The following is a 24,893-nucleotide window of genomic DNA, read 5'->3' on the forward strand; positions in this document are numbered from 1 at the left end:
GCCTTGGCTACCGTGCGATCCGCAGGCGGCAGGTTGCCCGCCGGGTGCCGCCGGGGGCGAGCAGGTGCAGGCCCTCCCCGTGGTGGATCGCATTCGGCAGGCCCATCCATGGTTCGACGCAGTAGAAGTCCGACGTGGCGTTTTCTGTCCAGGTGGTGATGGCGTGCCAGGGTACCGGTGCGCCTTCTACCTCGAAGCGAATGCGCCGTCCGAGCGGCGCTTCTGGGTGCGGCGGAATGATCAGTGTGGCCGCGCCGGCGTCATCGAGCAGGTGATAGCGATCTTGCAGGGCCGGGTCGTTGAGCTGGTAGGTTCTGCGCCCCGGCTGGGGTCTGTCGAGACTGCCGTCGGGCAGCTGGCGCGACAGCCGCGCCGGCGGCATGGACAGCTCGGTTGCGCCACGCAATGCATGCGGTAGCGCCAAGTAGAAATGATGGCCCGCATAGAAGGGCATCGGCGCATGTGCGTCGCCTTCGTCCAGATGCTTCACGGAGAAGGTTGCCTCCAACCCGTCGTCAATCAGCCGGTAGCTCACGCGAAATTCGAAGGCGAACGGATAGCCTTGGCGCGTTTGAGGGCTGTCGCGCAGCAGCATGACGATGTGCGCGTCGCTTGCGTCTTCCACCTCGAACGGCAGGTCGCGAGCAAAGCCGTGTTGCGGTAGCTCGTGAAGTTGGCCGCGCGCGTCGCGCCAGCGGCCGACTTCGCCATCTACAAAATGCCGGCCGATGAAGGGGAACAGCAGCGGATTGCCGCCGCGCACTTTGGCCGGATTGGACCAATCGGCCGGTTCGGGCCAGAAGAGGATGTCTTCACCGCGATGGCGCCAGCGCACCAGCCGCCCGCCCGCTTCCGGCGCGAGCAGCAACATGGAGCCATCGGCGCGCGTGTCACCGATGCGGATGAGCGTGCGATCCTGAAAGCGAGCGGTGGGCAGGTCGTGCATGGGTTGGGCGGAGTGACTTGTTGGCATGCAAATCGCATACTAGATTGTCAATGCGTTTTGCCCGGAGGGAAACCATGTCCGTGAATTGCGTGCTGCCCGCACATACCGTACCGCCGCCCGACGAGCCTTCGCCGCCGGGAATTCCTCCAGATCTGCCATCGCCCGATGAACCGCCGCCGCCGGTCGAGCCGCCGGAGCTGTCGCGGAAGTAATCTGCTGTTACCAATCGTCACAGCTTTGCGTGAAGCGGTTCGTAAGATAGCGCCAGTTCTCGCGCGACTGCGCGTTTCTACAACGACAATACGAGCCCAATCATGTCGATTCTTCCGCGTCTGACCCTGTGCGCTGTACTGGCGGCCTCCATGGCCGGTTGTGTCGTGGCGCCTCCGCAGCCAACGCGCACGGTGGTGGTGCGTGAGCCCGTCCCCGTCGCGGCACCGGTGGACCCGCGTGCGCGCTTTGATCAGGTACAGGGCCGTCTTGCGGAAGAATTCCACCGTATCGACGTTCGCCAATCGCAGGGCTACATCGATCCGTACCGCGCTGACGGCCTGCGCGACCGCCTGCGCCGCATCCGCCAGGAAGCCAACGACATGGCCAGCCAGCATCGCGGCGGCTTGTCTGGCGACGAGCAGCACGCGCTGAACGACGAACTCGGCGCTGTCTCGCACGATATCGGCCGCTAAGCCGCTTTTTCCCGGTCCCTCATTCGCCGATGTTGCGTTGCAATATCGGCGAAATGCATTGTTGCGCGGCGTTGCGTGCGCGGTCGGCGGAAGCTGATACGCTTGCGTTCCTCCTGAACGAGCAAGCCCGACACCGACGCGGCTTCCTGCGGCCGGTTCTGGCCTTGTGCCGTGCGAAAGATCATCCACTGCGACTGCGATTGTTTTTACGCTGCCATCGAAATGCGCGACGATCCGCGCCTGGTTGGCAAGCCGCTGGCCGTGGGTGGGCGGCCGGAGCGGCGCGGCGTGGTCGCAACCTGCAATTACGAGGCGCGCAAGTTTGGCATCCATTCGGCGATGCCCATGGCGCAGGCCGTCAAACGCTGTCCGGACTTGCTGATCGTGCCGCCGTCCATGGAAAAGTACCGCCAGGTCGCGCGCCAGATCTTTGCCATCTATCACAGCTACACGCCCTTGGTGGAGCCGCTCTCGCTGGACGAAGCGTACCTGGACGTGACCGAGAGTCCGATGCTTGCGGGCAGTGGCACGCGCATCGCTGAAGACATCCGCCGCCGAGTGCGCGAAGAGATCGGCATTACCGTGTCGGCCGGCGTTGCGCCCAACAAGTTCATCGCCAAGATCGCCAGTGACTGGAATAAGCCCGACGGCTTGTTCGTCGTACGGCCGGAGCAGATTGACGCGTTTGTGGCGGAGCTGCCCGTCGACCGCCTGTTCGGCGTGGGCAAGGTGACCGCTGCCAAGCTGCGTCGCCTGGGTGCGGAAACCTGCGGTGACTTGCGCATCTGGGGCACCGACCGGTTGCAGCAGCATTTCGGTGTGTTCGGTTTCCGGCTCCACGATCTTTGCCGCGGCATCGACCATAGACAGGTGCAACCCTCGCAGGTCCGCAAATCGGTCAGTGTGGAAGAAACCTACGCCACCGATCTGCGTACGCTCGATGACTGCCAGCGTGAATTGGCCATCCTTGTCGAGCAGCTTGCTGCCCGGGTCGAGCGCGCCCGCGCGGGCAACATGATTCACAAAACCTACATCAAGCTGCGTTTTGCCGATTTTCGTGGCACGACGGTGGAGTGCATCGCGCCGCAAGTGTCCTTGCCGGTGTTCTCAAAGCTGCTGGCGCAGGGGTTTGAGCGCCGCGGCATTCCTGTGCGATTGCTTGGCGTGGGCGTGCGGCTGTATGAGTCGGATGCGCATGCGCGCCAGCAACCGCTGTTTGCCGAAGACTCGGCCGCCACTGAGTGAGATTGAGCCGCTCGACCCGGCAATCGGGTACGAATTGACCTATTTTCCTGTCTGCACTACAGCGATAGAAGGGCGGAATGTCGCCTGCGGGTAAAATGCCCGCTTTTTTGCATAATCCGCCGCCGCGCACCACACGTGCGCGACAGTGCATGCCGTCACATTCGGCCGCACGCAGACAGGAGACGCAGTCAATGAGTTTGTTTCGTACCAAAAACGTGGATCACATGATCCGCACGGGCCACAGCAATACCGGCCTGAAAAAAGTCCTCGGGCCCCTGGACCTGACGTTGCTGGGCGTGGGCGCCATCATCGGCACTGGCATCTTCGTGCTGACGGGCACTGGCGCGCTGACCGCAGGACCGGCGCTAACGTTGTCCTTCATCGTCGCAGCGCTCGCCTGCGGATTTGCCGCGCTGTGCTACGCCGAATTCGCCTCGACCATTCCCGTGTCGGGCTCGATCTATACGTATGCCTACGCCACGATGGGCGAGTTGGTCGCCTGGATCATCGGCTGGGATCTGATGCTCGAATATGGCTTGGCCACATCTGCTGTTTCGGTGGGTTGGTCCGGCTATTTCCAATCGCTGCTGTCTGGCTTCGGCCTTCATCTGCCTGTGGCGCTTACCGCTGCGCCGGGCGCGATTCCCGGCGTGCAGACGCTGTTCAACCTGCCGGCGCTGGTGATCATGCTGCTGATCACGACGCTGCTGTCGTTTGGCATTCGCGAATCGGCGCGCGCCAACAACATCATGGTCGCGATCAAGGTGACGGTGGTGCTGCTGTTTATCTTCGTGGGTGTGCGCCATGTGCAGCCGGCCAACTGGCAGCCGTTCATGCCGTTCGGCATGGAAGGCGTGTTCGGCGCGGCAGCCATCGTGTTCTTCGCCTTCATCGGTTTCGATGCGGTGACGTCCGCGGCCGAAGAAGTGCGCAATCCCAAGCGTGACTTGCCGATCGGCATCATCGGTTCGCTGGCGGTCTGCACGATTCTCTACGTGCTGGTGGCCGCCATCATGACGGGCATCGTGCCGTTCGCGAAGTTTGCGGGCGTGGATCACCCCGTGTCGCTGGCGTTGCAGATGGCCGGTGAAGGCTGGGTGGCGGGCTTTGTCGATCTAGGTGCCATCATCGGCATGACGACCGTGATTCTGGTGATGGCGTATGGCCAGACCCGCATCATCTTCGCCATGTCGCGCGACGGGCTGCTGCCCAAGCGCTTGTCGCACATTCATCCGCGCTATGCCACGCCGTTTCTGAACACTTGGGTGGTCGGCATCGTCTTCGCGGTGATCGCTGCATTCGTGCCGCTGAATGTGCTGGCAGAGCTGATCAACATCGGCACGCTGGCGGCGTTCTCGCTGATTGCCGTTGCCGTGCTGGTGCTGCGTCGTACGCGTCCGGACCTGCATCGCGGCTTCCGTTGCCCCGGCGTGCCGGTGGTACCGCTCTTGGCGATCGGCCTGTGCCTGTTCCTCATGAGCCATCTGCAGGCCATCACCTGGATCGCCTTTGTGGTGTGGGTAGCAATCGGCTTGCTGGTGTACTTCGGTTATGCGCGTCGTCGTTCGCTGCTGCACACGCCGGAACATGGCGCTGCGTCGGTTTCCGAAACTGTGCACTGATCAAGAACGGCGCGTCCATTCCCTGACGACATGGCTGCGATGCGGCCAAACACTGTCGTCCAGGTCGCCGGCTGGGTGGTTCTTTCTCAGTCGGCGCGCAACTATTACAACGCCGATGTATTGCGTTCAATCACCGCGCTTTTGGGGCGATGGTTCCAACGCATTCGACGCTGACATCAATGTGTCGCAAGCCGTGTGGTTGCATTGGCAGGCACACGTTGGCTGCGTGTCCGGCACGCGCCTTGCATGTGGCTTTCGCTTTGCTCAATCGGGCAAGCGCGCAGCCCTGACAAAAAAGCATAGCTGCGACGAAGGGCCCGCCAAGCCTGATGCCGCCTGGGATGGCGGCTTCAAGCCACCGTCCGAGGGCTGCGATGATGCATATGACGCTCGCACGCGCATCGCAAGCTGTGGTTAAAATGATTTGTGCAGCCAGACACAATGTCTGACGAAACCTTGCCGGCCCCCCCGCAAAGTTTCCACGCAACAGCGTGTGCGTTGTTGTCCATTGCAATCGGAGGGCTTTGACGATGGAAATCAAGTTCGAAAAGAAAGAAGCGTACGACATCAACAACGAAGGCCTGCTGTTCGACGCACTGGTCGACGGTGAAAAGGTGACTTGCGTGGCAACGCGCGAGGCGCTTTGGGAAGGCCTGGAAGGCGATCAGGTGTTGTCGCTTCAGGCAGCCTTCGAGGCTGGCCAAGAGCGGATTCAGGATGCCGCCCGCGTGCTCATTGCAGACTGCGTGCAGCGATCTCATGGATTGGATGATTTGCCGCAGCCGATCGTGGTCAAGCGCGCGCATATTGCCGTGATCTGAGTTTGATCGATTGCCCGCGTAGACATCGGCGTGCCCGATGCCTTCCGCATGGCGGACACATCGTCCGCCACCTGAAAAGCCGGTCCATGTGGCCGGCTTTTTCATTGCGCCGCAGCTTCCCGACTTGACATGACGGCAATCCGATCAGATGATTAACATGTTAATTAAATGGGGAGGCAGGGGATACCATGCTGCGAGGCAGACTCGTATCGCCGGAAGGTCAAGTCGTGGAGGCGATGTTCGCATCAGCCGCAGAGCCTGCTGGTTCCTTGCGTTGGCTGCCGCCGGTCGAAGGTACCGTCGTCGGCGCGTTGCTGAACTACCGCGGCGAACTGGATGCGCTGGGCGACGCGCTATCTGCGCCGCCTTACCAAGCCCCGCCCAAGGCGCCAATCCTGTATCTCAAGCCGGCCAACACGCGCATTGGTCATGACCACGATGTTGTGCTGCCGGCAGACGTCGATGGCGTTTGGGCCGGTGCTTGCCTGGGCGTCGTGATCGGTCGTACTGCCATGGGCGTTCCCGCGCGGCACGCCGCGGATTTCATCGCCGGCTACACGATCGTCAACGACCTGACCGTACCGCATGCGAGCTACTACCGCCCGGCGATTCGCCACAAGTGTCGCGATGGTTTTTGCCCGATGGGACCGTGGATGGTCGACCGCGACGATGTGCCCGACGCCGATGCACTCGATATCACCGTGCGCATCAACGGTGAGATCAAGCAGCGCGCAAACACGTCGACGCTAGTGCGGCCCGTCGCACAACTGCTCGCCGACGTGACGGCATTCATGACGCTCGAAGCGGGCGATGTGCTGCTCGTTGGCATGCCGGAGAATCCGCCACTGGCGCGTGCCGGTGATCGCATCGATATCGACATCGCCCACATTGGCACGCTGACGACGGCGTTGATCCGCCAATCGGAGGTTTCGCGATGAAACACGCGCGTATTGCCTATGACGGCGCGATCCATCATGCCACCGCCATGCCCGGCGACGACACCCGCCTGAGACTGGCCGATGGCCGCGTCTTGCGCGAAACCGAGGTCGTCTGGTTACCGCCGGTCGAGCCGCGCACGGTCTTCGCGCTGGGCCTGAACTACGCTGACCACGCCAAGGAGCTGGCCTTCAAAGCGCCCGAGGAGCCGCTCGCGTTCCTGAAAGGACCCAATACGCTGATTGGCCATCGCGCCCACACCGTGCGCCCGGCTGGCGTCGCGTTCATGCACTACGAATGCGAGCTGGTTGTAGTCATGGGTAAGACCGCGCGTAATGTGCCGCGCGAGCACGCCTATGACTATGTGGCCGGATATACGGTGGCCAACGATTACGCCATCCGCGACTACCTCGAGAACTACTACCGTCCGAACCTGCGCGTGAAAAGCCGCGACACCTGCACGCCCATCGGGCCGTGGCTTGTTGACCGAGATGACGTGCCCGACCCGATGAAACTCGCGCTGCGCACCATCGTCAATGGCCGTGTCACGCAGGAGGGCAATACGCGCGACATGATCTTCGACGTTCCCGCGTTGATAGCGTGGTTCTCCAGCTTCATGACGCTCAGCCCCGGCGACATGATCCTGACCGGCACGCCCGAGGGTTTGGCCGACACGCAACCTGGCGACGAAGTCATCACAGAAATTGAAGGCATCGGCAGGCTGGTAAGCACCATCGCCGCCGGACAACCGAACAAGGAGCCCGCATGAGCCTCGTCAACATGGACCCTGTCAAGCATTGGATCGACGGCCGCCAGGTCGACAGCGTCGAGCGTTTCATCACGACCAACCCGGCGACGGGCGAAGCCATCGCCGAGGTGGCGTCGGGCGGTGAGGCGGAGATCAACGCGGCGGTGGCCGCAGCCAAGGCAGCCTTCCCGGCCTGGGCCAACACGCCGGCCAAGCAGCGCGCCAAGCTGATGCGCCGCCTGGGCGAGTTGATCGAGCAGAATGTCCCGCACCTTGCCGCGCTGGAAACGATGGACACCGGCCTGCCGATCGCGCAGACGAGCAAGCAGCTCATTCCGCGTGCTTCCGAGAACTTCCATTTCTTCGCCGAGGTGTGCACGCAGGTCAACGGCCGCACGTATCCGGTGGACGATCAGATGCTGAACTACACGCTGTATCAGCCGGTGGGCGTGTGCGCGTTGATCTCGCCTTGGAACGTGCCGTTCATGACGGCCACCTGGAAGGTTGCGCCGTGCCTGGCGCTGGGCAATACGGCCGTGCTGAAGATGTCTGAACTGTCGCCGCTGACCGCGGATCAGCTCGGCCGCCTGGCGCTGGAAGCCGGTATTCCGCCGGGCGTGCTGAACGTGGTGCAGGGCTATGGCGCCACGGCTGGCGACGCGCTGGTGCGCCATCCGGATGTGCGGGTGGTGTCGTTCACTGGTGGCACGATCACCGGCAAGCGCATCATGGAGCGTGCCGGCCTGAAAAAATTCTCGATGGAGCTGGGCGGCAAATCGCCCGTGCTGGTCTTCGACGATGCGGACCTGGATCGTGCGCTGGATGCGTCGCTGTTCACCATCTTCTCGATCAACGGCGAGCGCTGTACGGCCGGTTCGCGCATCTTCGTGCAAGAGAGCGTCTACGACGATTTCGTGCGCAAGTTTGCCGAGCGTGCCAAACGGCTTGTGGTGGGCGATCCAGCGGACGAGAAGACCCATGTCGGCTCGATGATCACGCGCGCCCATTGGGAGAAGGTCACGGGCTACATCCGCCTGGGCGCGCAGGAGGGCGCGAAGATTCTCGCCGGCGGCGCGGAAAAGCCCGCAGACCTGCCCGATCACCTGAAGAACGGCAACTTCGTCGCGCCCACGGTGCTGGCTAACGTCGACAACCGCATGCGAGTCGCGCAGGAAGAAATCTTTGGCCCGGTGGCCTGCCTGATCCCGTTCAAGGATGAAGCCGATGGCCTGAAACTCGCCAATGACGTGGAATATGGCCTGGCTTCGTACATCTGGACGCAGGATGTGGGCAAGGTGCACCGTGTGGCGCGCGGTATCGAGGCCGGCATGGTGTTCGTCAATAGCCAGAATGTGCGCGACTTGCGCCAGCCTTTCGGCGGTGTCAAAGCATCCGGCACGGGACGTGAGGGCGGCGAGTACAGTCTGGAGGTGTTTGCCGAGATCAAGAACGTCTGTGTCTCAATGGGCAGCCACCACATCCCGCGCTGGGGCGTTTGACGCGCCGCCAGAGACACCACAACAAAGGCGGAAGGAGACACCATGGGCAAGCTGGCCTTGGCCGCGAAGATCACCCACGTGCCGTCGATGTACCTGTCGGAACTGCCGGGCAAGCACAATGGCTGCCGCGAGGCGGCCATTGAGGGGCACCGCCTCATCGGGCAGCGCTGCCGTGACCTGGGCGTGGACACCATCGTCGTGTCCGACGTGCACTGGCTGGTCAACGCCGGCTACCACGTCAACTGCAATGCGCGCTTCGAAGGCGTCTACACGAGCAACGAGCTGCCGCATTTCATCAAGGACATGCGGTATGCGTATCGGGGCAACCCGGCGCTCGGTCGATTGATTGCGGAGACGGCAACGGCGCGCGGTGTGTTCACGCGTGCGCACGAAATCGACAGCCTCGAGCCGGAATACGGCACGCTGGTGCCAATGCGATACATGAACAGCGACCAGCACTTCAAGGTCGTGTCGATTGCCGGTTGGTGCGCGTGGCACAAACTGGAGGAAAGCCGCCGCTTCGGCGCCGCGCTGCTCGAAGCCATCGAGGCCAGCGACAGCACCGTCGCGTTTCTCGCCAGCGGATCGCTCTCGCACCGCTTCAACGACAACGGGAGCCCCGAAGAATCCATCCATCAGATCAGCCGCGAATTCTTCAAACAGGTCGACCTGCGCGTGGTCGAGCTATGGAAGCAGGGCGACTGGAAGACCTTCTGCGCGATGCTGCCCGAATACGCCTCGCTGTGCGAGGGCGAGGGCGGCATGCACGACACGGCCATGCTGCTCGGTCTCCTTGGCTGGGATGCCTATGACAAGGGTGTCGAGGTCGTCACCGAGTATTTCGCCAGTTCTGGCACGGGGCAGATCAACGCGATCTTCCCACTGCCCGCGCGTGGTCAAACTGGAGTGTGAGGAGGTCGCCATGCCGCATGTGATTGTTGAATACACCGACAACCTGGGCGACGACGCCCGCATCCCGCAATTGCTGCTAGCAGTGAACGAAACGCTGATTGCGCAGAACGGCGTATTTCCCACTGGCGGTATCCGCTCGCGCGCCATCAAGCTGACCGATTACCGCGTGGCGGACGGCAAGGAGGACGATGCCTTCGTCCACGTCACGCTCAAGATCGCAGCGGGCCGCACGCCCGAGGTCAAGAAGGCCGCGTGCGATGCGATGTTCGAGGTGATCAAGGCTCATTTTGCGCAAGCCTTTGCGCGCCGCTATCTGGCGCTGTCGATGGAATTGACCGAGTTCGACGAGGGCGGCAGCTATAAGCACAACAACATCCACGCGCGTTTTCGCAAGGCTTGACCCATGCTCGACACCACGACCATCCAGACGATCGCGCGCCGCTTGCACCAGGCCGAAATCGACCGCAAGCAGATTCGCCAGGTTTCGCTTGAACACCCCGACATCACCATTGAAGACGCCTACGCTATCCAGCGCGAATGGGTCGCGATGAAGCAGGCCGCGGGGCGGCGGCTGAAGGGCCACAAGATCGGATTGACGTCACGCGCGATGCAGCAGTCTTCACAGATCGACGAGCCGGACTACGGCGCGCTGCTTGACGACATGTTCTTTGCCGAGGGCAGTGATATTCCCGCCAGCCGCTTCATCGTGCCGCGTGTGGAAGTGGAGCTCGCCTTCGTGCTCGGCAAGCGGCTGGAGGGGCCGGAGGTGACGCTGTTCGATGTGTACGACGCGGTGGACCACGTGATACCCGCGCTGGAGATCATCGACGCACGCTCGCAATCGATCGATCCAGACAGCGGGCGCCCGCGCAAGGTGTTCGACACGATCGCCGACAACGCGGCCAATGCTGGCGTCGTGATGGGTGGCCGGCCCATCCGCATGCGCGATGTGGACCTGCGCTGGGTCAGCGCCATCTTTTCACGCAACGCCGTCATCGAAGAGACGGGCGTGGCGGCCGGTGTGCTGAACCATCCGGCCAACGGTGTCGTCTGGCTGGCCAACAAGCTGGCGCCGCACGGCGTCGCGCTGGAGCCAGGGCAGGTCATCCTGGGTGGCTCGTTCACGCGGCCAGTGCCCGCGCGGCCCGGTGATACATTCCATTGCGACTACGGTCCGCTTGGCAGCATCGCCTGCCATTTCGTCTAACCGTCTAACGCTCAAAGGATGTCCTCGCCATGCAACTCCCGGTGAACAGCTTCAAGCGCGCGCTGGCCGAGCGCCGGCCGCAGATCGGCCTGTGGCTCGCAATGACGCATCCGTACCCAGCGGAGATCGTCGCGGGTGCCGGTTTTGACTGGCTGCTGATTGACAACGAGCATGCGCCGAATCAACTGCAATCGACGCTCGCGCAATTGCAGGCGGTTGCGCCGTATGCCTCGCATCCCATCGTGCGGCCGGCCTGGAACGACTCGGTCGAGATCAAGCGCCTGCTGGATATCGGCGCGCAGACCCTGCTCGTGCCAATGGTCCAGACCGCCGACGAGGCGCGTGCCGCCGTCGAAGCGATGCGTTATCCACCGAACGGTATTCGCGGCGTTGGCAGTGCGCTGGCTCGCGCATCACGCTGGAACCGCGTAGACGATTACCTTCACCAGGCCGATGCGCAGATGTGCACGCTGATTCAGGTCGAAACCGCAGAGAGCCTGGAGCATCTCGATGCGATTCTTGCCGTGCAAGGCGTCGACGGCGTCTTCATTGGTCCTGGTGATCTGGCGGCGTCCATGGGACACCTGGGGGCACCGGGGCATCCGGAAGTCCGCAAGACGATCGACGGAGCGATTCAACGCATCGTCGCGTCCGACAAAGCGGCGGGCATTCTGTCAGCGGATCAGGCGCAGGCGAAGCACTACCTGTCGCTCGGTGCGACCTTCGTTGCGGTAGGGACGGATGTCACGCTGCTGGCGCGCAGCGCCGAACAGTTGGCGCAGGCATTCAAGGGGGAGGACGCCGCCAAGCCGCAGCCGGCCGGCAGCGTGTATTGACGGGGGTTATTCGTCGCCCGTGAAACGCCCCATCGGCGTGTGTGTTTCCATGACGTGGATCGACTCGTCGATAGCCGCGTAGAGCGCGTCGAGGCGTGCGCGGCCCAGCTGCGCTTCGATGCGTGCGTATTCCGCATCCACTTGTGGCTCCACATCAGCCAGGAACTGACGGCTCTTGGGCGTGAGCGAAATCACCTGCCGGCGCTGGTCCACCGACGACTTCGTGCGTACGATCATCTCGGATTGTTCCATCGCCGCCAGCATGCGCGTCAGGCTCGGGCTCAGGATCAGGCATGCATCGGCGAGCTGGTTAGGCTCCATGTCGCCGGTATCGTTGAGCGTACGCAGCACGCGCCATTGCTGCTCGGTAATGCCATGCTCGCGCAGGATCGGCCGAAAGCGCGCCATGAAAGTCTCGCGGGCGCGCAGCAGGAGATGCGGGAGATTGCGGTGCTTGAAGGCGGAAGCCATGCGGGGCGCTCCTTATGCGCGGCGCAAAGCGGCGACCACGGGCGTGTGGTCTGATGGCTGCTCCCACGTGCGCGGCACGCGGTCGATATGGCACGACTCGCACAGCTTGGCGAGTTCAGGCGACAGCATGATGTGGTCGATCCGCAGGCCGGCGTTGCGCTTGAAACCAAACATGCGGTAATCCCACCACGAAAACAGTTTGTCTTCCTGCTCGAACATGCGGAAGGCATCGACCAGCCCGGCGCCTTGCATTGCACGAAACGCCGCGCGCTCTTCCGGCGACACCAGATTCTGGCCTTCCCATTTTTTCGGGTCGTGCACATCGCGGTCTTCGGGGGCGATGTTGAAATCGCCCAGCAGCATCAGTCGCGGGTTTGCCGCTATTTCGCTCGTCAGCCACGCCTGCAGTGCTTCCAGCCAGCGCAGCTTGTAGACGAATTTGTCGGAATCGAGCGCCTGTCCGTTCGGAATGTAGGCAGAAATCACGCGCACCGGGCCGCCGTCCACGTCATACGTGGCGGCCACGATGCGCTGCTGCTCGTCGGCAAAACCAGGGATGTTCTTCACCACATCGCGGCCTTCAGGCACCGACGCCTTGCGCGCGAGGATGGCAACACCGTTGTATGTCTTCTGACCCGTGAACAAAGACGCATAGCCGGCGGCGTCCAGCTCGGCCAGCGGATAGCGGTCATCGGGCAGCTTGAGTTCCTGCAGGCAGAGCAGGTCGATGGGCGTGGCGTCGGCTTCGCGCTCAGCCAGCCATTGCAGCACGTGCGGTAGGCGGACCTTCAAAGAGTTAACGTTCCAGGTGGCGACTCGCATGAGGGCTCGGTCCTTGCAGATGACGGCGGCGCGCAATTTGGCGCCGCCCAGGGGTGCGATATTGTGCCATCAAGCGTTGCGGGCTCGAATGACAACGCCGCTTCGGCGTTAGCACGAAGCGGCGTTTCCATGGCTGGCGCAGCAGACCGTTACGCGGCTTCCGCCATCATGCCGCCATGGCGCAACAGTGCATCGATGCTGGGTGCGCGGCCGCGGAAAGCCGTGAACGAGTCGATGGCCGGTCGGCTGCCACCAACGGCCAGCACTTCGCGGCGATAGCGTGCGCCGGTTTCCGCATCGAGCACTGAGCCGCCCAGCTTGCTGGCCTCTTCAAATGCCGCATAGGCATCTGCCGACAGCACCTCGGCCCACTTGTAGCTGTAGTAGCCGGCCGCATAGCCGCCCGCAAAGATGTGGCTGAACGTATTCGGCCAGCGCGACAGCTCGGCCTGCGGCACCACGTGGAAGCGATTATTGATCTGGCGCGACAGCTCCAGCACCGACGTCGTGCCCTTTGGGTCGAAGTCCGTATGCAGGTGCATGTCGAACGTCGAGAACACGATCTGGCGCAGCGTCGCCATGCCGTTCTGGAAGTTCTTCGCGGCGAGCATGCTGTCGTACAGCTTGCGCGGCAGCGGTTCGCCGGAATTCACATGGCGCGTCATGCGCGAGAGTACTTCCCATTCCCAGCAGAAGTTCTCCATGAACTGCGACGGCAGCTCCACCGCGTCCCATTCCACTCCGTTGATGCCCGACACGCCCAGCTCATCCACCTGCGTGAGCATGTGGTGCAGGCCGTGACCAAACTCGTGGAAGAGGGTGATGACCTCGTCGTGGGTAAACAGTGCTGGCTTGTTGCCGACCGGGCCGGAGAAGTTGCAGGTGAGGTAAGCCACCGGGGTTTGCACGCCCGCTTCGCCTAGCAGCTTGCGGCCGCGTGCGTCGTCCATCCACGCACCGCCACGCTTGCCTTCGCGCGCGTACAGGTCGATGTAGAACTGTGCGAGCAACTCGCCCTGGGCAGATTCGACGCGGAAGAAGCGTACGTCCGGGTGCCATACCTCGGCCGCCTCCGGCTGAATTTTCACCGAGAACAACGTCTGCACAACATTGAACAGGCCGTCCAGCACCGCAGGTTCTGGGAAATACTGCTTCACCTCCTGCTCGGAGAATGCGTAGCGTGCCTCGCGCAGCTTTTCCGACGCGTAGGCCATATCCCACGGTTCGAGCTTGTCGATGCCGAGCGTGGTCTTGGCGAATGCCTGGAGTTCTTCCCAATCCTTCTCGGCAAACGGGCGGGCGCGGTCGGCCAGCTCACCCAGGAAGCGCAGCACGTCTTCGGGCGAATCGGCCATCTTCGGCACGAGCGACACTTCGCCAAAATTGCGATAGCCCAGCATGTGTGCTTCTTCGGTGCGCAGCGTGAGCTGTTCGGCCATGTTGGCGGTGTTGTCCCACTCGGCCTTGCCGCCGCCGTACTGAGCGCCCAGTTCGGACGCGCGCGTGACGTTGGCTTCGTACAGCGTGCGGCGCAGCGCGCGATCGTCTGCGTATTGCAGCACCGGGAAGTACGACGGGAAATGCAGCGAGAACTTCCAGCCGGTCGCGTCGGGATTGTCGCGGCGTGCCGCTTCCTGTGCCGCCTGCTTGGCGTCGTCGGGCAGGCCGGCGAGGCGGGCTTCGTCGTCGATGACGAGCGCGTAGGCGTTGGTCGCATCCAGGACGTGGTCGCTGAAGGCCTTGGTCAGTTGCGCCTGCTGTTCCTGAATGGCAGCAAAACGCGGTTTCTGGTCTTCGGGCAATTCCGCGCCGCCCAGGCGGAAGCCGCGCAACTCGTTCTCAAGCAGCTTCTTGCGCGCAGGCGACAGGGTGGCGTATTCCGCGCTGTCGGCAATCGCCTTGTACTTCTCGAACAGTTCCAGATCCTGGCCCAGCCCCGACCAGAACTCTGTCACGCGCGGCAGATTGGCGGCATGGGCTTCACGCAGCTCCGGCGTATCGGCGACGGCGCTCAGGTGGCTGACGATGCCCCAGGCGCGGCCCAGCGGCTCGGTCGCGTCTTCCAGTGCGGTGACGACGGTGTTCCAGCTCACAGGCGTGGCGGGGTCTTTGACCTGCGCGACCGCCGATGCAGCACGCTCAAGGAGCACGTCAACGGCCGGCGTGATGTGTTCGGGGCGGATGTCCGCAAAGCGAGGCAGACCAGAAAAATCGAGCAGCGGATTGTTGGCCGGGGTGGCAACCTTGGGCGAAATGTCGGTCATGGCAGGCTCGGTAGAGAAATTCGGGGGACAAAAAAAGCGTCCGATCCAAGAGGTGGGGACGCTTTTTCCGTTTCCAACTGGATCAAGGTGAAGCTTACGCCGCCAGCGCGGCTCCTTCAGCAGCGCGCTCGGCGGCTTCCAGGGTGTTGATCAGCAGCATGGTGATCGTCATCGGGCCGACACCGCCCGGCACGGGCGTGATATAGCCAGCGACTTCCTTGACGCCGGCAAAGTCGACGTCGCCGCACAGCTTGCCGGCATCGTCGCGGTTCATGCCCACGTCGATGACGACGGCGCCCGGCTTGACCATGTCGGCAGTGATGATGTTGCGGCGGCCCACGGCGGCCACGATGATGTCGGCCTCACGCGTGTGCGCGGCCAAGTCGCGCGTCTTGCTGTTGCAGATCGTGATGGTGGCGCCGGCTTGCAGCAGCAGCATCGCCATCGGCTTGCCGACGATGTTCGAGGCGCCGACCACGACCGCATTGGCGCCGCGCACCGGGTAGTTGATCGATTCCAGCATCTTCATGCAGCCGTACGGCGTGCAGGGGCGGAACAGCGGGGCGCCGGTCATCAGGGCGCCGGCATTGGCCACGTGGAAACCGTCAACGTCCTTCTCGGGCGCGATGGCTTCGAGCACCTTGTGGCTGTCGATATGCTTGGGCAGCGGCAGTTGGACCAGGATGCCGTGGATGCGCGGGTCGCGGTTCAGCGCGTCGATGCGGCCGAGCAGGTCGGCTTCGGACAGGTCAGCGGGGTAGCGGTCGAAGCTGGACAGAAAGCCGTTGTCTTCGCACGCCTTGATCTTGTTGCGCACGTAGACCTGGCTGGCCGGGTCTTCGCCGACGAGGATCACGGCGAGGCCGGGCTGGTGGCCACGCGCTGTCAGGGCAGCGGCACGTTGTGCGGCCTCGGCGCGGAGTTGTTTGGCAAGCGCGTTGCCGTCAATGAGTTGGGCGGTCATGGCTGGGCGGAGGAGGGAGAGGGCAAACCGCGATTATAAATCGCCGCCTTCCTTCCAGCCGCCCTGGTCGCCCTGATGGGCACTTGGCCGTTCCTGCGGCAAATCAGGCGTTGCGCGACAGGGCCAGGCGCAGGAGGTCTGCCACCGTGTTCACGTTGAGCTTTTCCATGATGTTGGCGCGGTGCGCTTCCACCGTCTTGATGGAAATGCCCAGATCGTCGGCAATCTGCTTGTTCAGGCGGCCCGCGACGATGCGCTCCAGCACTTGCTGCTCGCGTGTGGTCAGGCGGCCGAGCAGGTCCTTGGCGGCCTTTTGCTCGCGGGCGACCGAGTCTTCGCTGCGGGCCTTGCTGAGCATGCGTTCAACCAGCTCGCGCAGTTCGGACTCATCGAACGGCTTTTCAATGAAGTCGACCGCGCCTTTCTTCATGGTCGACACGGCCATCGGCACGTCGCCGTGGCCCGTGACGAAAACGATCGGCATGCGGCTGTTTTCGGCCAGCAGGCGGTCTTGCAGCTCGGGGCCGCTCATGCCCTGCATGCGTACGTCGAGGATCAGACAGCCGACGCCTTCGCCACGTTTGTCGTCGACCAGGAATTCTTCGGCACTGCGGTAGGTGCGGACGGTGTAGCCGTTGCCTTCGAGCAGCCACGTCAACGAGTCACGCATGGCTTCATCGTCATCGACGACGAACACGGTTTCGTTGCGCGGCGCAACTGCGGCGGGCGTTGTGCTCATGGAGGAGTCCTCGGTCTACGTTCTATGTTTTAAAAACGATTACAGCGGATTCAGCGGCAGGATGATTTTAAACGTACAGCCGATGCCATCGGCATTGTTTTCTACCCAAAGCCTGCCGAGGTGGGATTCTATGATGGAGCGGCAGATATTCAGCCCCATGCCCATACCGTCGGATTTGGTGCTGAAGAACGGCTCGAACAGCCGCTCCTTGGTGCTGTCGTCCACGCCCGGGCCCTGGTCGATCACCTCGATCAGCACGGAATTTTCCGGGTCGTTGATCAGGTTGGCGTGCAGGCGCAGGACGCTGGCGGCGCGCAGGCGCGGGTGAGCGGCCATGGCTTCGGCGGCGTTCTTGAGCAAGTTGACGAGCACCTGCTCGATCAGCACCGGATCGACATACAGATGCGGCAGATCGCCCGGCAGGCGCGTGAGGATGGTGATGCCGCGGCGGGTGGCTTCGAGTTCGGCCAGGCCTACCGCGTCGGCCACGATATCGCGCAGGTCGGATTCGCGCCGCTGCGGCTGACTGCGTTTCACAAAGCCGCGGATACGCTGGATGATGGTGCCGGCGCGCACGGCCTGGGCGGAGGTCTTTTCCAGCACCGGGATCAGCTCTTCCGGCGTGCTCCGCCCGGACTTCAGGCGCCCGACCGCACCCATGCAGTAGTTGTTAATGGCGGCCAGCGGCTGGTTCAGTTCGTGTGCCAGCGACGAGGCCATCTCACCCATCGTCGTCAGGCGGCTGGTGAACTGGATGCGTTCTTCGTGCTGGCGGGTCATTTCTTCAGCGGCCTTGCGCACGGTGATGTCGGTGGCGATCTGCATCTGCGCGAGGTGGCCGTCGACCCACTGGATGTAGCGGCGCCGAACTTCAAACCACTTCTGCATCGATGGCACGTAGATTTCTCGCGCGTCCGCCGCGTGTGGTGTCAGTTCGGAGGCGGGCAGGCCGGCGTAGGCGTCCACCAAGTCGAGCGCATCGCTGGAAACGTCTTCCGTGTTGACGTCGTTGCCGGAGAGCTGCAGGTGGCCGAACGCCTCCCAGCCGAAAAGCTGGCGGTAGTAGCGGTTGGCGAACAGCAGCTCGGCCTTGTCGGTCGAGAGCACGGATACGGCCGCGTCCAGGCTCTCCAGCACCGTGGTGAAGCGGTCGTGCGCGGCAGCCAGGTCTTCGCGGGCGCGCTTGGGCTCGGTGATGTCGGTGATGGAGCTCATCCAACCCGTGTGCCGGCCGCGTGCGTCGATGAGCGGCGAGACATACATCCGCGCATAGAAGCTCGTGCCGTCGCGGCGCATCATGCGCAATTCCATGCCGTTGGCGGGTGCCTTGCCGCGCAGGGTCAGCTCGATGTGCTTCTGCATCTCGCCAATCTCATTGGGCGGCCAATACGGGAAGGGCGGCATGCGGCCGACCAGCTCGGCTTCGGTCCAGCCGATCATGCGGCAGAACGCGGGGTTCACGTAGGTGATGCGGCCGTTGAGGTCGAGCGAGCGCATGCCGATCACCATGGAGTTTTCCATGGCGCGGCGGAACGACGTTTCCGCCAGCAGTGCGCGCTGCGCTTCGGAGCGGCGGCTGGTGTGGCGCCACACGCTCCACAGGCTCCAGATCACGAAGCACGACAAGCCTGCCACCAGCCACATCAGCATGTTGTTGGGCAGGTTGGACGGTGCCGGATACGCCTCGGCCCGCAGCGACAGCGAATGCCCTGGCGGGTCCAGCAGCACCTCGTACGATGCGGCCGCCTTGGGCACCGGCCGCAACGACGTGCTCGCGCGGATCACGTTGTTCTTGTCGACCAGCGAGAAGCGGTAGCGGTCGGTCAGCTCGCCCGGCAGCAGTTGCGTGAGGATCCCCGTGACCGAATACATGGCGCCCACCGTGCCGAGGAACTCGTTGTCCCGCACGATCGGCACTTCCATGAGCATGAAGCTCTCGCCGCGCTCGTTCTGGATGGGGCGCGAATAGACGGCGCGCTGCGTTTCACGTGCGGCGTCGTAGGCGGATTGGATTTCGGGTTCGAGCGGATGGTCGCGCGTTTCGCGCACGCGCGCGGCGAATTCGGAGGTGGACGGGAACGCCCAGCGCGGGCGGCGCGTGGCATCCAGCCAGTTGATGAAGACCAGTTCGGGGTTCTCGCGCAGAAGCTGGCGGGCAGCATCGCGGTAGGCGCTCGGGTCGAGCTGCGCGGCACCGATATCGCGCGCCAGCGCGGCCACCTGATCCTGGTTGCTTTGCAGGGACAGGCGCACCTTCTGCTCGGCCCAGGCGGCATCACGGTAGAGGGCGTCGCGCTGCTGCTGCACCTCGGTGGCGTGCAACTGATACAGGATGAAAATCATCGCGCCGGCAAACAGGACGATCGCCACCAGCGGGATGAACATGAACCAGTTGGTCGTCCACAGCCGGCCCAGGCGCGTCAGCCACAGGCGGCGGGGCATGTTCGGGTGCACGATTTCGTCTGACGGCAATTCGGACGCGTTCACGGAAATGGGCGCAGGCGCAGCAGGCGTTGACGGCTCGGACTTGGCGGCCGGGTCCTGCGAAGCGTGGGAGGGGGCAAGCATGATGGGCGGACGAACGCCGGAATTCTGCGGAGGTAAAGGTGTGGGCATCTGTGCAACTGCGCAAAACCAAGTGTAACGGCAATCAACTTGCGGGTCGCTTGGGGAAACCGATTGGTGAGCTGTCTTGTTCGCTCGGAAAATGCTGCACCGCAATGTCAAAAGTGATTTGTTTTGCGTTGCGGCAATATTCCACATTATAAAAAACCATATCGCAATTTGAAAATTCCGCTTGTGCTGCGTTTGCGGGTGCCCATAGAATCAGCGCAAAAGTCGGGGTGGCCCCTTGCGTGTGTGCAAACGCGCGTAGCCAGTGGGCACCTCACAAGAGACGCAACTATCGTTACTGCTACCAAGGAGACCGCCATGTCGGCCGTACCAGAACAAGTCCTGGGTGCCACGAGCGCCAGCGACGTTGATCCCCAGGAAACCAAGGAATGGCTGGAGGCGCTGCAAGGCGTCATCGGCGCGGAAGGCCCGCAACGCGCGGCGTTCCTCCTTGACAAGCAGATCGAATACGCACGCATTAACGGCGTGACGTCTCCGCTGCACGCAGAAACCCCCTATATCAATACGATCCCGGTCGAGAATCAGGACCGCATTCCCGGCAACCAGGAAATCGAGCACCGCATCCGCTCGTATACGCGCTGGAACGCCATGGCGATGGTGCTGCGCGCGAACAAGGACACCAACGTCGGCGGCCACATCTCGTCGTTCGCTTCGGCGGCCACGCTGTATGACGTCGGCTACAACCATTTCTGGCACGCCCCGTCGGACAAGCACGGCGGCGACATGGTCTTCGTGCAGGGCCACTCGGCGCCGGGCGTGTACTCGCGCGCTTTCCTGCTGGGCCGTCTGAGCGAGGAGCAACTCGACAGCTTCCGCCAGGAAGTGGACGGCAAGGGCATCTCGTCGTACCCGCACCCGTGGCTGATGCCGGATTTCTGGCAGTTCCCGACCGTGTCGATGGGCCTGGGCCCGATCATGGCGATCTACCAGGCGCGCTTCACCAAGTACCTGGCCAGCCGCGGCCTGATCCAGAACTGGGAAAACCGCAAGGTCTGGGCGTTCCTGGGCGATGGCGAAACCGACGAGCCGGAATCGCTGGGCGCGATCGGCATGGCCGGCCGTGAAAAGCTGGACAACCTTGTCTTCGTGATCAACTGCAACCTGCAGCGCCTTGACGGTCCCGTGCGCGGCAACGGCAAGATCATTCAAGAGCTGGAATCGGAATTCCGCGGCGCTGGCTGGAACGTCATCAAGGTCATCTGGGGCAGCCGCTGGGACCAACTGCTCGCCCGCGACACGAAGGGCCTGCTGATGAGCCGCATGATGGAATGCGTCGACGGCGAATATCAGACCTTCAAGTCGAAGAGCGGCGCTTATGTGCGCGAGTTCTTCTTCAACACGCCGGAACTGAAGGCCATGGTGGCCGACTGGTCCGACGACGACATCTGGGCGCTGAACCGCGGCGGCCATGATCCGCACAAGATCTACGCGGCGTTCCAATCGGCGAGCAACCACAAGGGCCAGCCGACCGTCATTCTCGCCAAGACCATCAAGGGCTATGGCATGGGCGAAGCCGGCGAAGCGATGAACATCGCCCACCAGCAGAAGAAAATGCCGGTGGACGCCATCCGCAAGCTGCGCGATCGCTTCAACATTCCGGTTGCCGACGACCAACTCGAGCACGTCCCGTACGTCAAGTTCGAAGAAGGCTCGAAGGAACTCGAATACATGCGCAAGGCCCGCATGGACCTGGGTGGCTACCTGCCGGCCCGTCGTCAGAAGGCCGACGCGCTGCAGATTCCGGCGCTGGCCGCGTTCGACGCGCTGCTCAAGGCCACCGGTGAAGGCCGCGAAGTGTCCACGACGATGGCCTTCGTGCGCATTTTGAACATCCTGCTGAAGGACAAGAACGTCGGTAAGCACGTCGTGCCCATCGTGCCCGATGAGTCGCGCACGTTCGGCATGGAAGGTCTGTTCCGCCAGATTGGTATCTGGAACCAGGAAGGCCAGAAGTACGTGCCGCAGGATCATGACCAACTGATGTTCTACAAGGAATCGCAGACGGGTCAGGTGCTGCAGGAAGGCATCAACGAAGCCGGCGCCATGTGCGACTGGATTGCTGCCGCCACGTCGTATTCGACGCATGGCGTGGCGATGATCCCGTTCTACATCTACTACTCGATGTTCGGCATCCAGCGTATCGGCGACCTCTGCTGGGCCGCCGGCGACATGCGCTCGCGCGGCTTCCTGCTGGGCGGCACCGCTGGCCGTACCACGCTGAACGGCGAAGGCCTGCAGCACGAAGACGGCCACTCGCACGTGTACCACGCTGCCATCCCGAACTGCATTTCGTATGACCCGACCTTCCAGTACGAACTGGCGGTGGTGATGCAAGACGGCCTGCGCCGCATGTATGTCGAGCAGGAAGACGTCTATTACTACCTGACGGTGATGAACGAAAACTACGAGCACCCGGAAATGCCGGCGGGTGTCGAGGCCGACATCATCAAGGGCATGTACCAGTTCAAGAAGGGCGTCGAGAACAGCAACGCACCGCGTGTGCAACTGCTGGGCTCGGGCACGATCTTCCGGGAAGTGATTGCCGCAGCCGAGCTGCTCAAGAAGGACTGGGGTGTTGAGTCCGATCTGTGGGGTTGCCCGAGCTTCACCCAGTTGGCGCGTGAAGGTAACGCCATCGCACGCTGGAACCTGCTCAACCCGACCGAGCCGCAACGCGAGTCGCACGTCGAGAAGCTGCTCAAGAACGCACGCGGTCCGGTCATCGCATCGACCGACTACGTTCGTACCTTCGCCGAGCAGATTCGCGCCTTTGTGCCGCGTCGCTACGTGGTGCTGGGCACCGACGGCTTCGGCCGCTCGGATACCCGCGAGAAGCTGCGTCACTTCTTCGAGGTGGACCGCTACTGGGTGACGGTCGCGTCGCTCAAGGCGCTCGCCGACGAAGGCGTGCTGCCGCGCGAAAAGGTGGCCGAGGCACTGAAGAAGTACAACCTCGATCCGAACAAGCCCAACCCGATGACCGTATAACGGAGCCGCCGGGCGCGCGGGTTGCGTCCGGCCGGGCACCGCCCCGACAGACTTCCCGCAACGTGCATTTGCCTGCACGATGCGGTAGCCTGCGGGGCAACGCGTGTCCGCCGCCGGATGCTCTCGCCGCCAGACCCTCTGGAGACAGAAGAATGAGTCAAGTCGTAGAAATCAAGGTGCCGGACATCGGCGACTACAAAGACGTCCCGGTGATCGAAGTGCTGGTCAAGGCGGGCGATACCGTCAACGCCGAGGATTCGCTGGTCACGCTGGAGTCGGACAAGGCGACGATGGACGTGCCCTCGCCCAAGAGCGGCGTCGTCAAGGAGGTGAAGATCAAGGTGGGCGACACTGTGTCGGAAGGCTCGCTGGTGCTGCTGCTCGAAGAGCAGGGCGCTGCTGCCGCGCCGGCCCCGGCGCCCCAAGCCGCACCGGCACCGGCTCCGGCCGCTGCTGCGTCGGCGCCCGCACCTGCCGCACAAGCACCGGCCTCCGCGCCCGCTGCTGTGGGTGGCGGTACGGTTGAGGTGAAAGTGCCGGACATCGGCGACTACACCGACGTGCCGGTCATCGAGATCAGCGTGAAGGTGGGCGACAAGGTGGAAGCCGAGCAGTCGCTGATCACGCTCGAATCGGACAAGGCGACGATGGATGTGCCGTCGCCGGCCGCAGGTACTGTCAAGGAAATCCGCGTGAAGGTGGGCGATGCCGTGTCGCAAGGCACGCTGATCGTCGTGCTGGAAGGCGCGGGCGGTGCCGCCGCTGCTCCGGCTCCTGCACAAGCTCCGGCACCCGCACCGGTGGCCGCTGCACCGAGCCCGGCCCCAGCGGCTGCGCCCGCATCTGCTCCGGCCGCAGCGCCCGCTACGTACACCGCCGACACCGTCGGTACGGTCGGCAAGGCGGCCCACGCCAGCCCCTCGGTGCGCAAGTACGCGCGTGAGCTGGGCGTCAATGTGAGTCTCGTCGGCGGCACGGGTCCGAAGAATCGCATCACGCAGGAAGACGTGCAGCGCTACGTCAAGGGTGTGATGAGCGGCCAGGCCGCGGCACCGGGCAAGGCTGCTGCGGGTGCACCGGCCGGCGGAGGCGAGCTGAACCTGCTGCCGTGGCCGAAGGTCGACTTCACCAAGTTCGGTCCGGTCGATCCGAAGCCGCTGTCGCGCATCAAAAAGATTTCGGGCGCGAACCTGCACCGCAACTGGGTCATGATTCCGCACGTCACCAACAACGACGAAGCGGACATCACCGAGCTGGAAGCCTTCCGCGTGCAGATGAACAAGGACCACGAAAAGGCCGGCGTGAAGTTCACGATGCTGGCGTTCGTGATCAAGGCGGTCGTGGGTGCGCTCAAGAAATTCCCGACCTTCAACGCGAGCCTGGACGGCGACAACCTGGTCTTCAAGCAGTACTTCCACATCGGCTTTGCTGCCGATACGCCCAACGGGCTGATGGTGCCGGTGATCCGCGATGCGGACAAGAAGGGCCTGATCGACATCGCCCGCGAAATGGCTGACCTGTCGAAGGCGGCCCGCGAAGGCAAGCTCAAGCCGGACCAGATGCAGGGCGGCTGCTTCTCGATCTCGTCGCTGGGGGGTATTGGCGGCACGAACTTCACGCCCATCATCAACGCACCGGAAGTGGCCATCCTTGGCCTGTCGCGTGGTTATCAGAAGCCCGTTTGGGACGGCAAGCAGTTCGTGCCGCGCCTGACGCTGCCGCTGTCGCTGTCGTACGATCACCGCGTGATCGACGGCGCGGAGGCAGCGCGCTTCAACGCGTATCTGGCCAGCGTGCTGGCGGATTTCCGCCGCGTCAGCCTGTAAGCCCGTACGGGCCCGGCACGCATCTGGCTTCGGGCCTGTGCGTGCCGGCCCGGCTGGGTTTGCAGCGGTCGGCGGACTGGTCAGTGGACTGATGGCGAGGACGACATGACGACGTGCGTGGTGGTCAAGAAAGACGGCGAAGTGGCGATTGCGGCCGATTCACTGGTGACGTTCGGCGATACGCGCCTGGCGCGCGGCTACGAGCAGAACCAGAAGATCTTCCCGGTGGGCGATTCGCTGATCGCGTTGGCGGGTACGACGGCCCACTTCCCGGTCATGCGGAGCCTACTGGCGGGTCTGGCAGATGAGTGCCGCCTCGGCACGCGTGACGACGTCTTCCGAACCTTCCTCAAGGTGCATGAAAAGCTCAAGGACGAGTATTTCGTCAACACCAAGGAAGACGACGACGACCCCTACGAGTCGTCACAGATCACCTGCCTGATCGCCAACGCAACCGGCATCTACGGCGTCTATTCGTACCGCGAAGTGTTTGCGTTCGACCGCTTCTGGGGCATCGGTTCGGGGCGCAACTTTGCGCTGGGGGCCATGTCGGCGGTGTTCGATATGCCGGGCAAGTCGGCGGCGGACGTTGCACAGGTGGGCGTGTCCGCAGGTGTGGAGTTCGACAAGAGTTCGGGTGGCCCGATCGAAGTGCACACAGTCCGTCTGCAGGATTGAAAAGCGTCAGCGGGCCCGGGCGATGCCGGGTGCCGACGACAAGAACAAG

General features: G+C 63.3%; 21 protein-coding genes. 14 read left to right on the forward strand and 7 right to left on the reverse strand.

Features of this window, described 5'->3' with window-relative positions:
- Positions 1-7: 7 nt before the first annotated feature.
- Entirely contained in the window at positions 8-946 is a 939-nt protein-coding gene (locus M1D44_RS06235) for an aldose epimerase family protein (RefSeq protein WP_024975512.1), read from the reverse strand.
- Positions 947-1,260: 314 nt separating this feature from the next.
- Here M1D44_RS06235 and M1D44_RS06240 point away from each other — a divergent pair, with 314 nt between their 5' ends.
- The 11 genes from M1D44_RS06240 (at position 1,261) to hpaI (ending at position 11,458) form a co-directional block, all read left to right on the forward strand.
- Positions 1,261-1,632 carry a hypothetical protein gene (locus M1D44_RS06240; RefSeq protein ID WP_024975513.1) on the forward strand — a complete coding sequence of 124 codons (372 nt, stop codon included), beginning with the start codon at positions 1,261-1,263 and terminating at the stop codon, positions 1,630-1,632.
- A 171-nt stretch (positions 1,633-1,803) separates the two neighbouring features.
- Positions 1,804-2,877 (forward strand): DNA polymerase IV, encoded by a 1,074-nt coding sequence (dinB, locus tag M1D44_RS06245; RefSeq protein WP_316853852.1) that lies wholly within the window; start codon positions 1,804-1,806, stop codon positions 2,875-2,877.
- Positions 2,878-3,068: 191 nt separating this feature from the next.
- The gene (locus M1D44_RS06250; protein ID WP_316853853.1) at positions 3,069-4,499 is read left to right on the forward strand and encodes an amino acid permease; all 1,431 of its coding nucleotides are present in this window, start codon (positions 3,069-3,071) and stop codon (positions 4,497-4,499) included.
- Between the two features lie 530 nt (positions 4,500-5,029).
- Positions 5,030-5,320 carry a DUF1488 family protein gene (locus M1D44_RS06255; protein ID WP_024975517.1) on the forward strand — a complete coding sequence of 97 codons (291 nt, stop codon included), beginning with the start codon at positions 5,030-5,032 and terminating at the stop codon, positions 5,318-5,320.
- 236 nt (positions 5,321-5,556) lie between these two features.
- Positions 5,557-6,258, forward strand: coding sequence for a fumarylacetoacetate hydrolase family protein (locus M1D44_RS06260; protein ID WP_200869029.1), 702 nt, complete (start codon positions 5,557-5,559; stop codon positions 6,256-6,258).
- On the forward strand, positions 6,255-7,025 hold the full coding sequence (locus M1D44_RS06265; protein ID WP_316853854.1) for a fumarylacetoacetate hydrolase family protein: 771 nt from the start codon (positions 6,255-6,257) through the stop codon (positions 7,023-7,025). The genes M1D44_RS06260 and M1D44_RS06265 overlap by 4 nt, the downstream gene beginning before the upstream one ends.
- Positions 7,022-8,503, forward strand: coding sequence for a 5-carboxymethyl-2-hydroxymuconate semialdehyde dehydrogenase (gene hpaE / locus M1D44_RS06270; protein WP_316853855.1), 1,482 nt, complete (start codon positions 7,022-7,024; stop codon positions 8,501-8,503). The genes M1D44_RS06265 and hpaE overlap by 4 nt, the downstream gene beginning before the upstream one ends.
- A 42-nt stretch (positions 8,504-8,545) precedes the next feature.
- On the forward strand, positions 8,546-9,415 hold the full coding sequence (gene hpaD / locus M1D44_RS06275; protein WP_316853856.1) for a 3,4-dihydroxyphenylacetate 2,3-dioxygenase: 870 nt from the start codon (positions 8,546-8,548) through the stop codon (positions 9,413-9,415).
- Positions 9,416-9,425: 10 nt separating this feature from the next.
- Complete coding sequence (locus tag M1D44_RS06280; protein ID WP_316853857.1) at positions 9,426-9,815, forward strand: 5-carboxymethyl-2-hydroxymuconate Delta-isomerase; 390 nt, start codon at positions 9,426-9,428, stop codon at positions 9,813-9,815.
- A 3-nt stretch (positions 9,816-9,818) separates the two neighbouring features.
- Positions 9,819-10,622: a 2-oxo-hept-4-ene-1,7-dioate hydratase gene (gene hpaH, locus M1D44_RS06285; protein ID WP_316853858.1), complete on the forward strand. Its 804-nt coding sequence runs from the start codon at positions 9,819-9,821 to the stop codon at positions 10,620-10,622.
- Between the two features lie 29 nt (positions 10,623-10,651).
- Positions 10,652-11,458 carry a 4-hydroxy-2-oxoheptanedioate aldolase gene (gene hpaI / locus M1D44_RS06290; RefSeq protein WP_316853859.1) on the forward strand — a complete coding sequence of 269 codons (807 nt, stop codon included), beginning with the start codon at positions 10,652-10,654 and terminating at the stop codon, positions 11,456-11,458.
- Between the two features lie 6 nt (positions 11,459-11,464).
- On the opposite strand, the gene hpaR is transcribed toward hpaI, so the two are convergent.
- The 6 genes from hpaR to M1D44_RS06320 all read right to left on the reverse strand — a co-directional run bounded on the left by hpaR (position 11,465) and on the right by M1D44_RS06320 (position 19,286).
- Complete coding sequence (hpaR, locus tag M1D44_RS06295) at positions 11,465-11,929, reverse strand: homoprotocatechuate degradation operon regulator HpaR (protein ID WP_147214547.1); 465 nt, start codon at positions 11,927-11,929, stop codon at positions 11,465-11,467.
- A 12-nt stretch (positions 11,930-11,941) separates the two neighbouring features.
- Positions 11,942-12,751 carry an exodeoxyribonuclease III gene (gene xth / locus M1D44_RS06300; RefSeq protein ID WP_024975526.1) on the reverse strand — a complete coding sequence of 270 codons (810 nt, stop codon included), beginning with the start codon at positions 12,749-12,751 and terminating at the stop codon, positions 11,942-11,944.
- Between the two features lie 149 nt (positions 12,752-12,900).
- Complete coding sequence (locus M1D44_RS06305) at positions 12,901-15,015, reverse strand: M3 family metallopeptidase (protein WP_024975527.1); 2,115 nt, start codon at positions 15,013-15,015, stop codon at positions 12,901-12,903.
- A gap of 94 nt (positions 15,016-15,109) precedes the next feature.
- The gene (gene folD, locus M1D44_RS06310; RefSeq protein WP_009240794.1) at positions 15,110-15,979 is read right to left on the reverse strand and encodes a bifunctional methylenetetrahydrofolate dehydrogenase/methenyltetrahydrofolate cyclohydrolase FolD; all 870 of its coding nucleotides are present in this window, start codon (positions 15,977-15,979) and stop codon (positions 15,110-15,112) included.
- A gap of 103 nt (positions 15,980-16,082) precedes the next feature.
- Positions 16,083-16,718 (reverse strand): response regulator transcription factor, encoded by a 636-nt coding sequence (locus M1D44_RS06315; RefSeq protein WP_024975528.1) that lies wholly within the window; start codon positions 16,716-16,718, stop codon positions 16,083-16,085.
- 39 nt (positions 16,719-16,757) lie between these two features.
- Positions 16,758-19,286, reverse strand: coding sequence for a PAS domain S-box protein (locus M1D44_RS06320; RefSeq protein WP_152543665.1), 2,529 nt, complete (start codon positions 19,284-19,286; stop codon positions 16,758-16,760).
- A gap of 363 nt (positions 19,287-19,649) precedes the next feature.
- Here M1D44_RS06320 and aceE point away from each other — a divergent pair, with 363 nt between their 5' ends.
- The 3 genes from aceE (at position 19,650) to M1D44_RS06335 (ending at position 24,844) form a co-directional block, all read left to right on the forward strand.
- Positions 19,650-22,340, forward strand: a complete 2,691-nt coding sequence (aceE, locus tag M1D44_RS06325) for a pyruvate dehydrogenase (acetyl-transferring), homodimeric type (RefSeq protein ID WP_112184689.1) — start codon at positions 19,650-19,652, stop codon at positions 22,338-22,340.
- 152 nt (positions 22,341-22,492) lie between these two features.
- Positions 22,493-24,166, forward strand: coding sequence for a dihydrolipoyllysine-residue acetyltransferase (aceF, locus tag M1D44_RS06330; RefSeq protein ID WP_024975531.1), 1,674 nt, complete (start codon positions 22,493-22,495; stop codon positions 24,164-24,166).
- Positions 24,167-24,271: 105 nt separating this feature from the next.
- Positions 24,272-24,844 carry an Ntn hydrolase family protein gene (locus M1D44_RS06335; RefSeq protein ID WP_024975532.1) on the forward strand — a complete coding sequence of 191 codons (573 nt, stop codon included), beginning with the start codon at positions 24,272-24,274 and terminating at the stop codon, positions 24,842-24,844.
- Positions 24,845-24,893: the final 49 nt, after the last annotated feature.

It is taken from the genome of Ralstonia sp. SA306, from assembly GCF_054792405.1.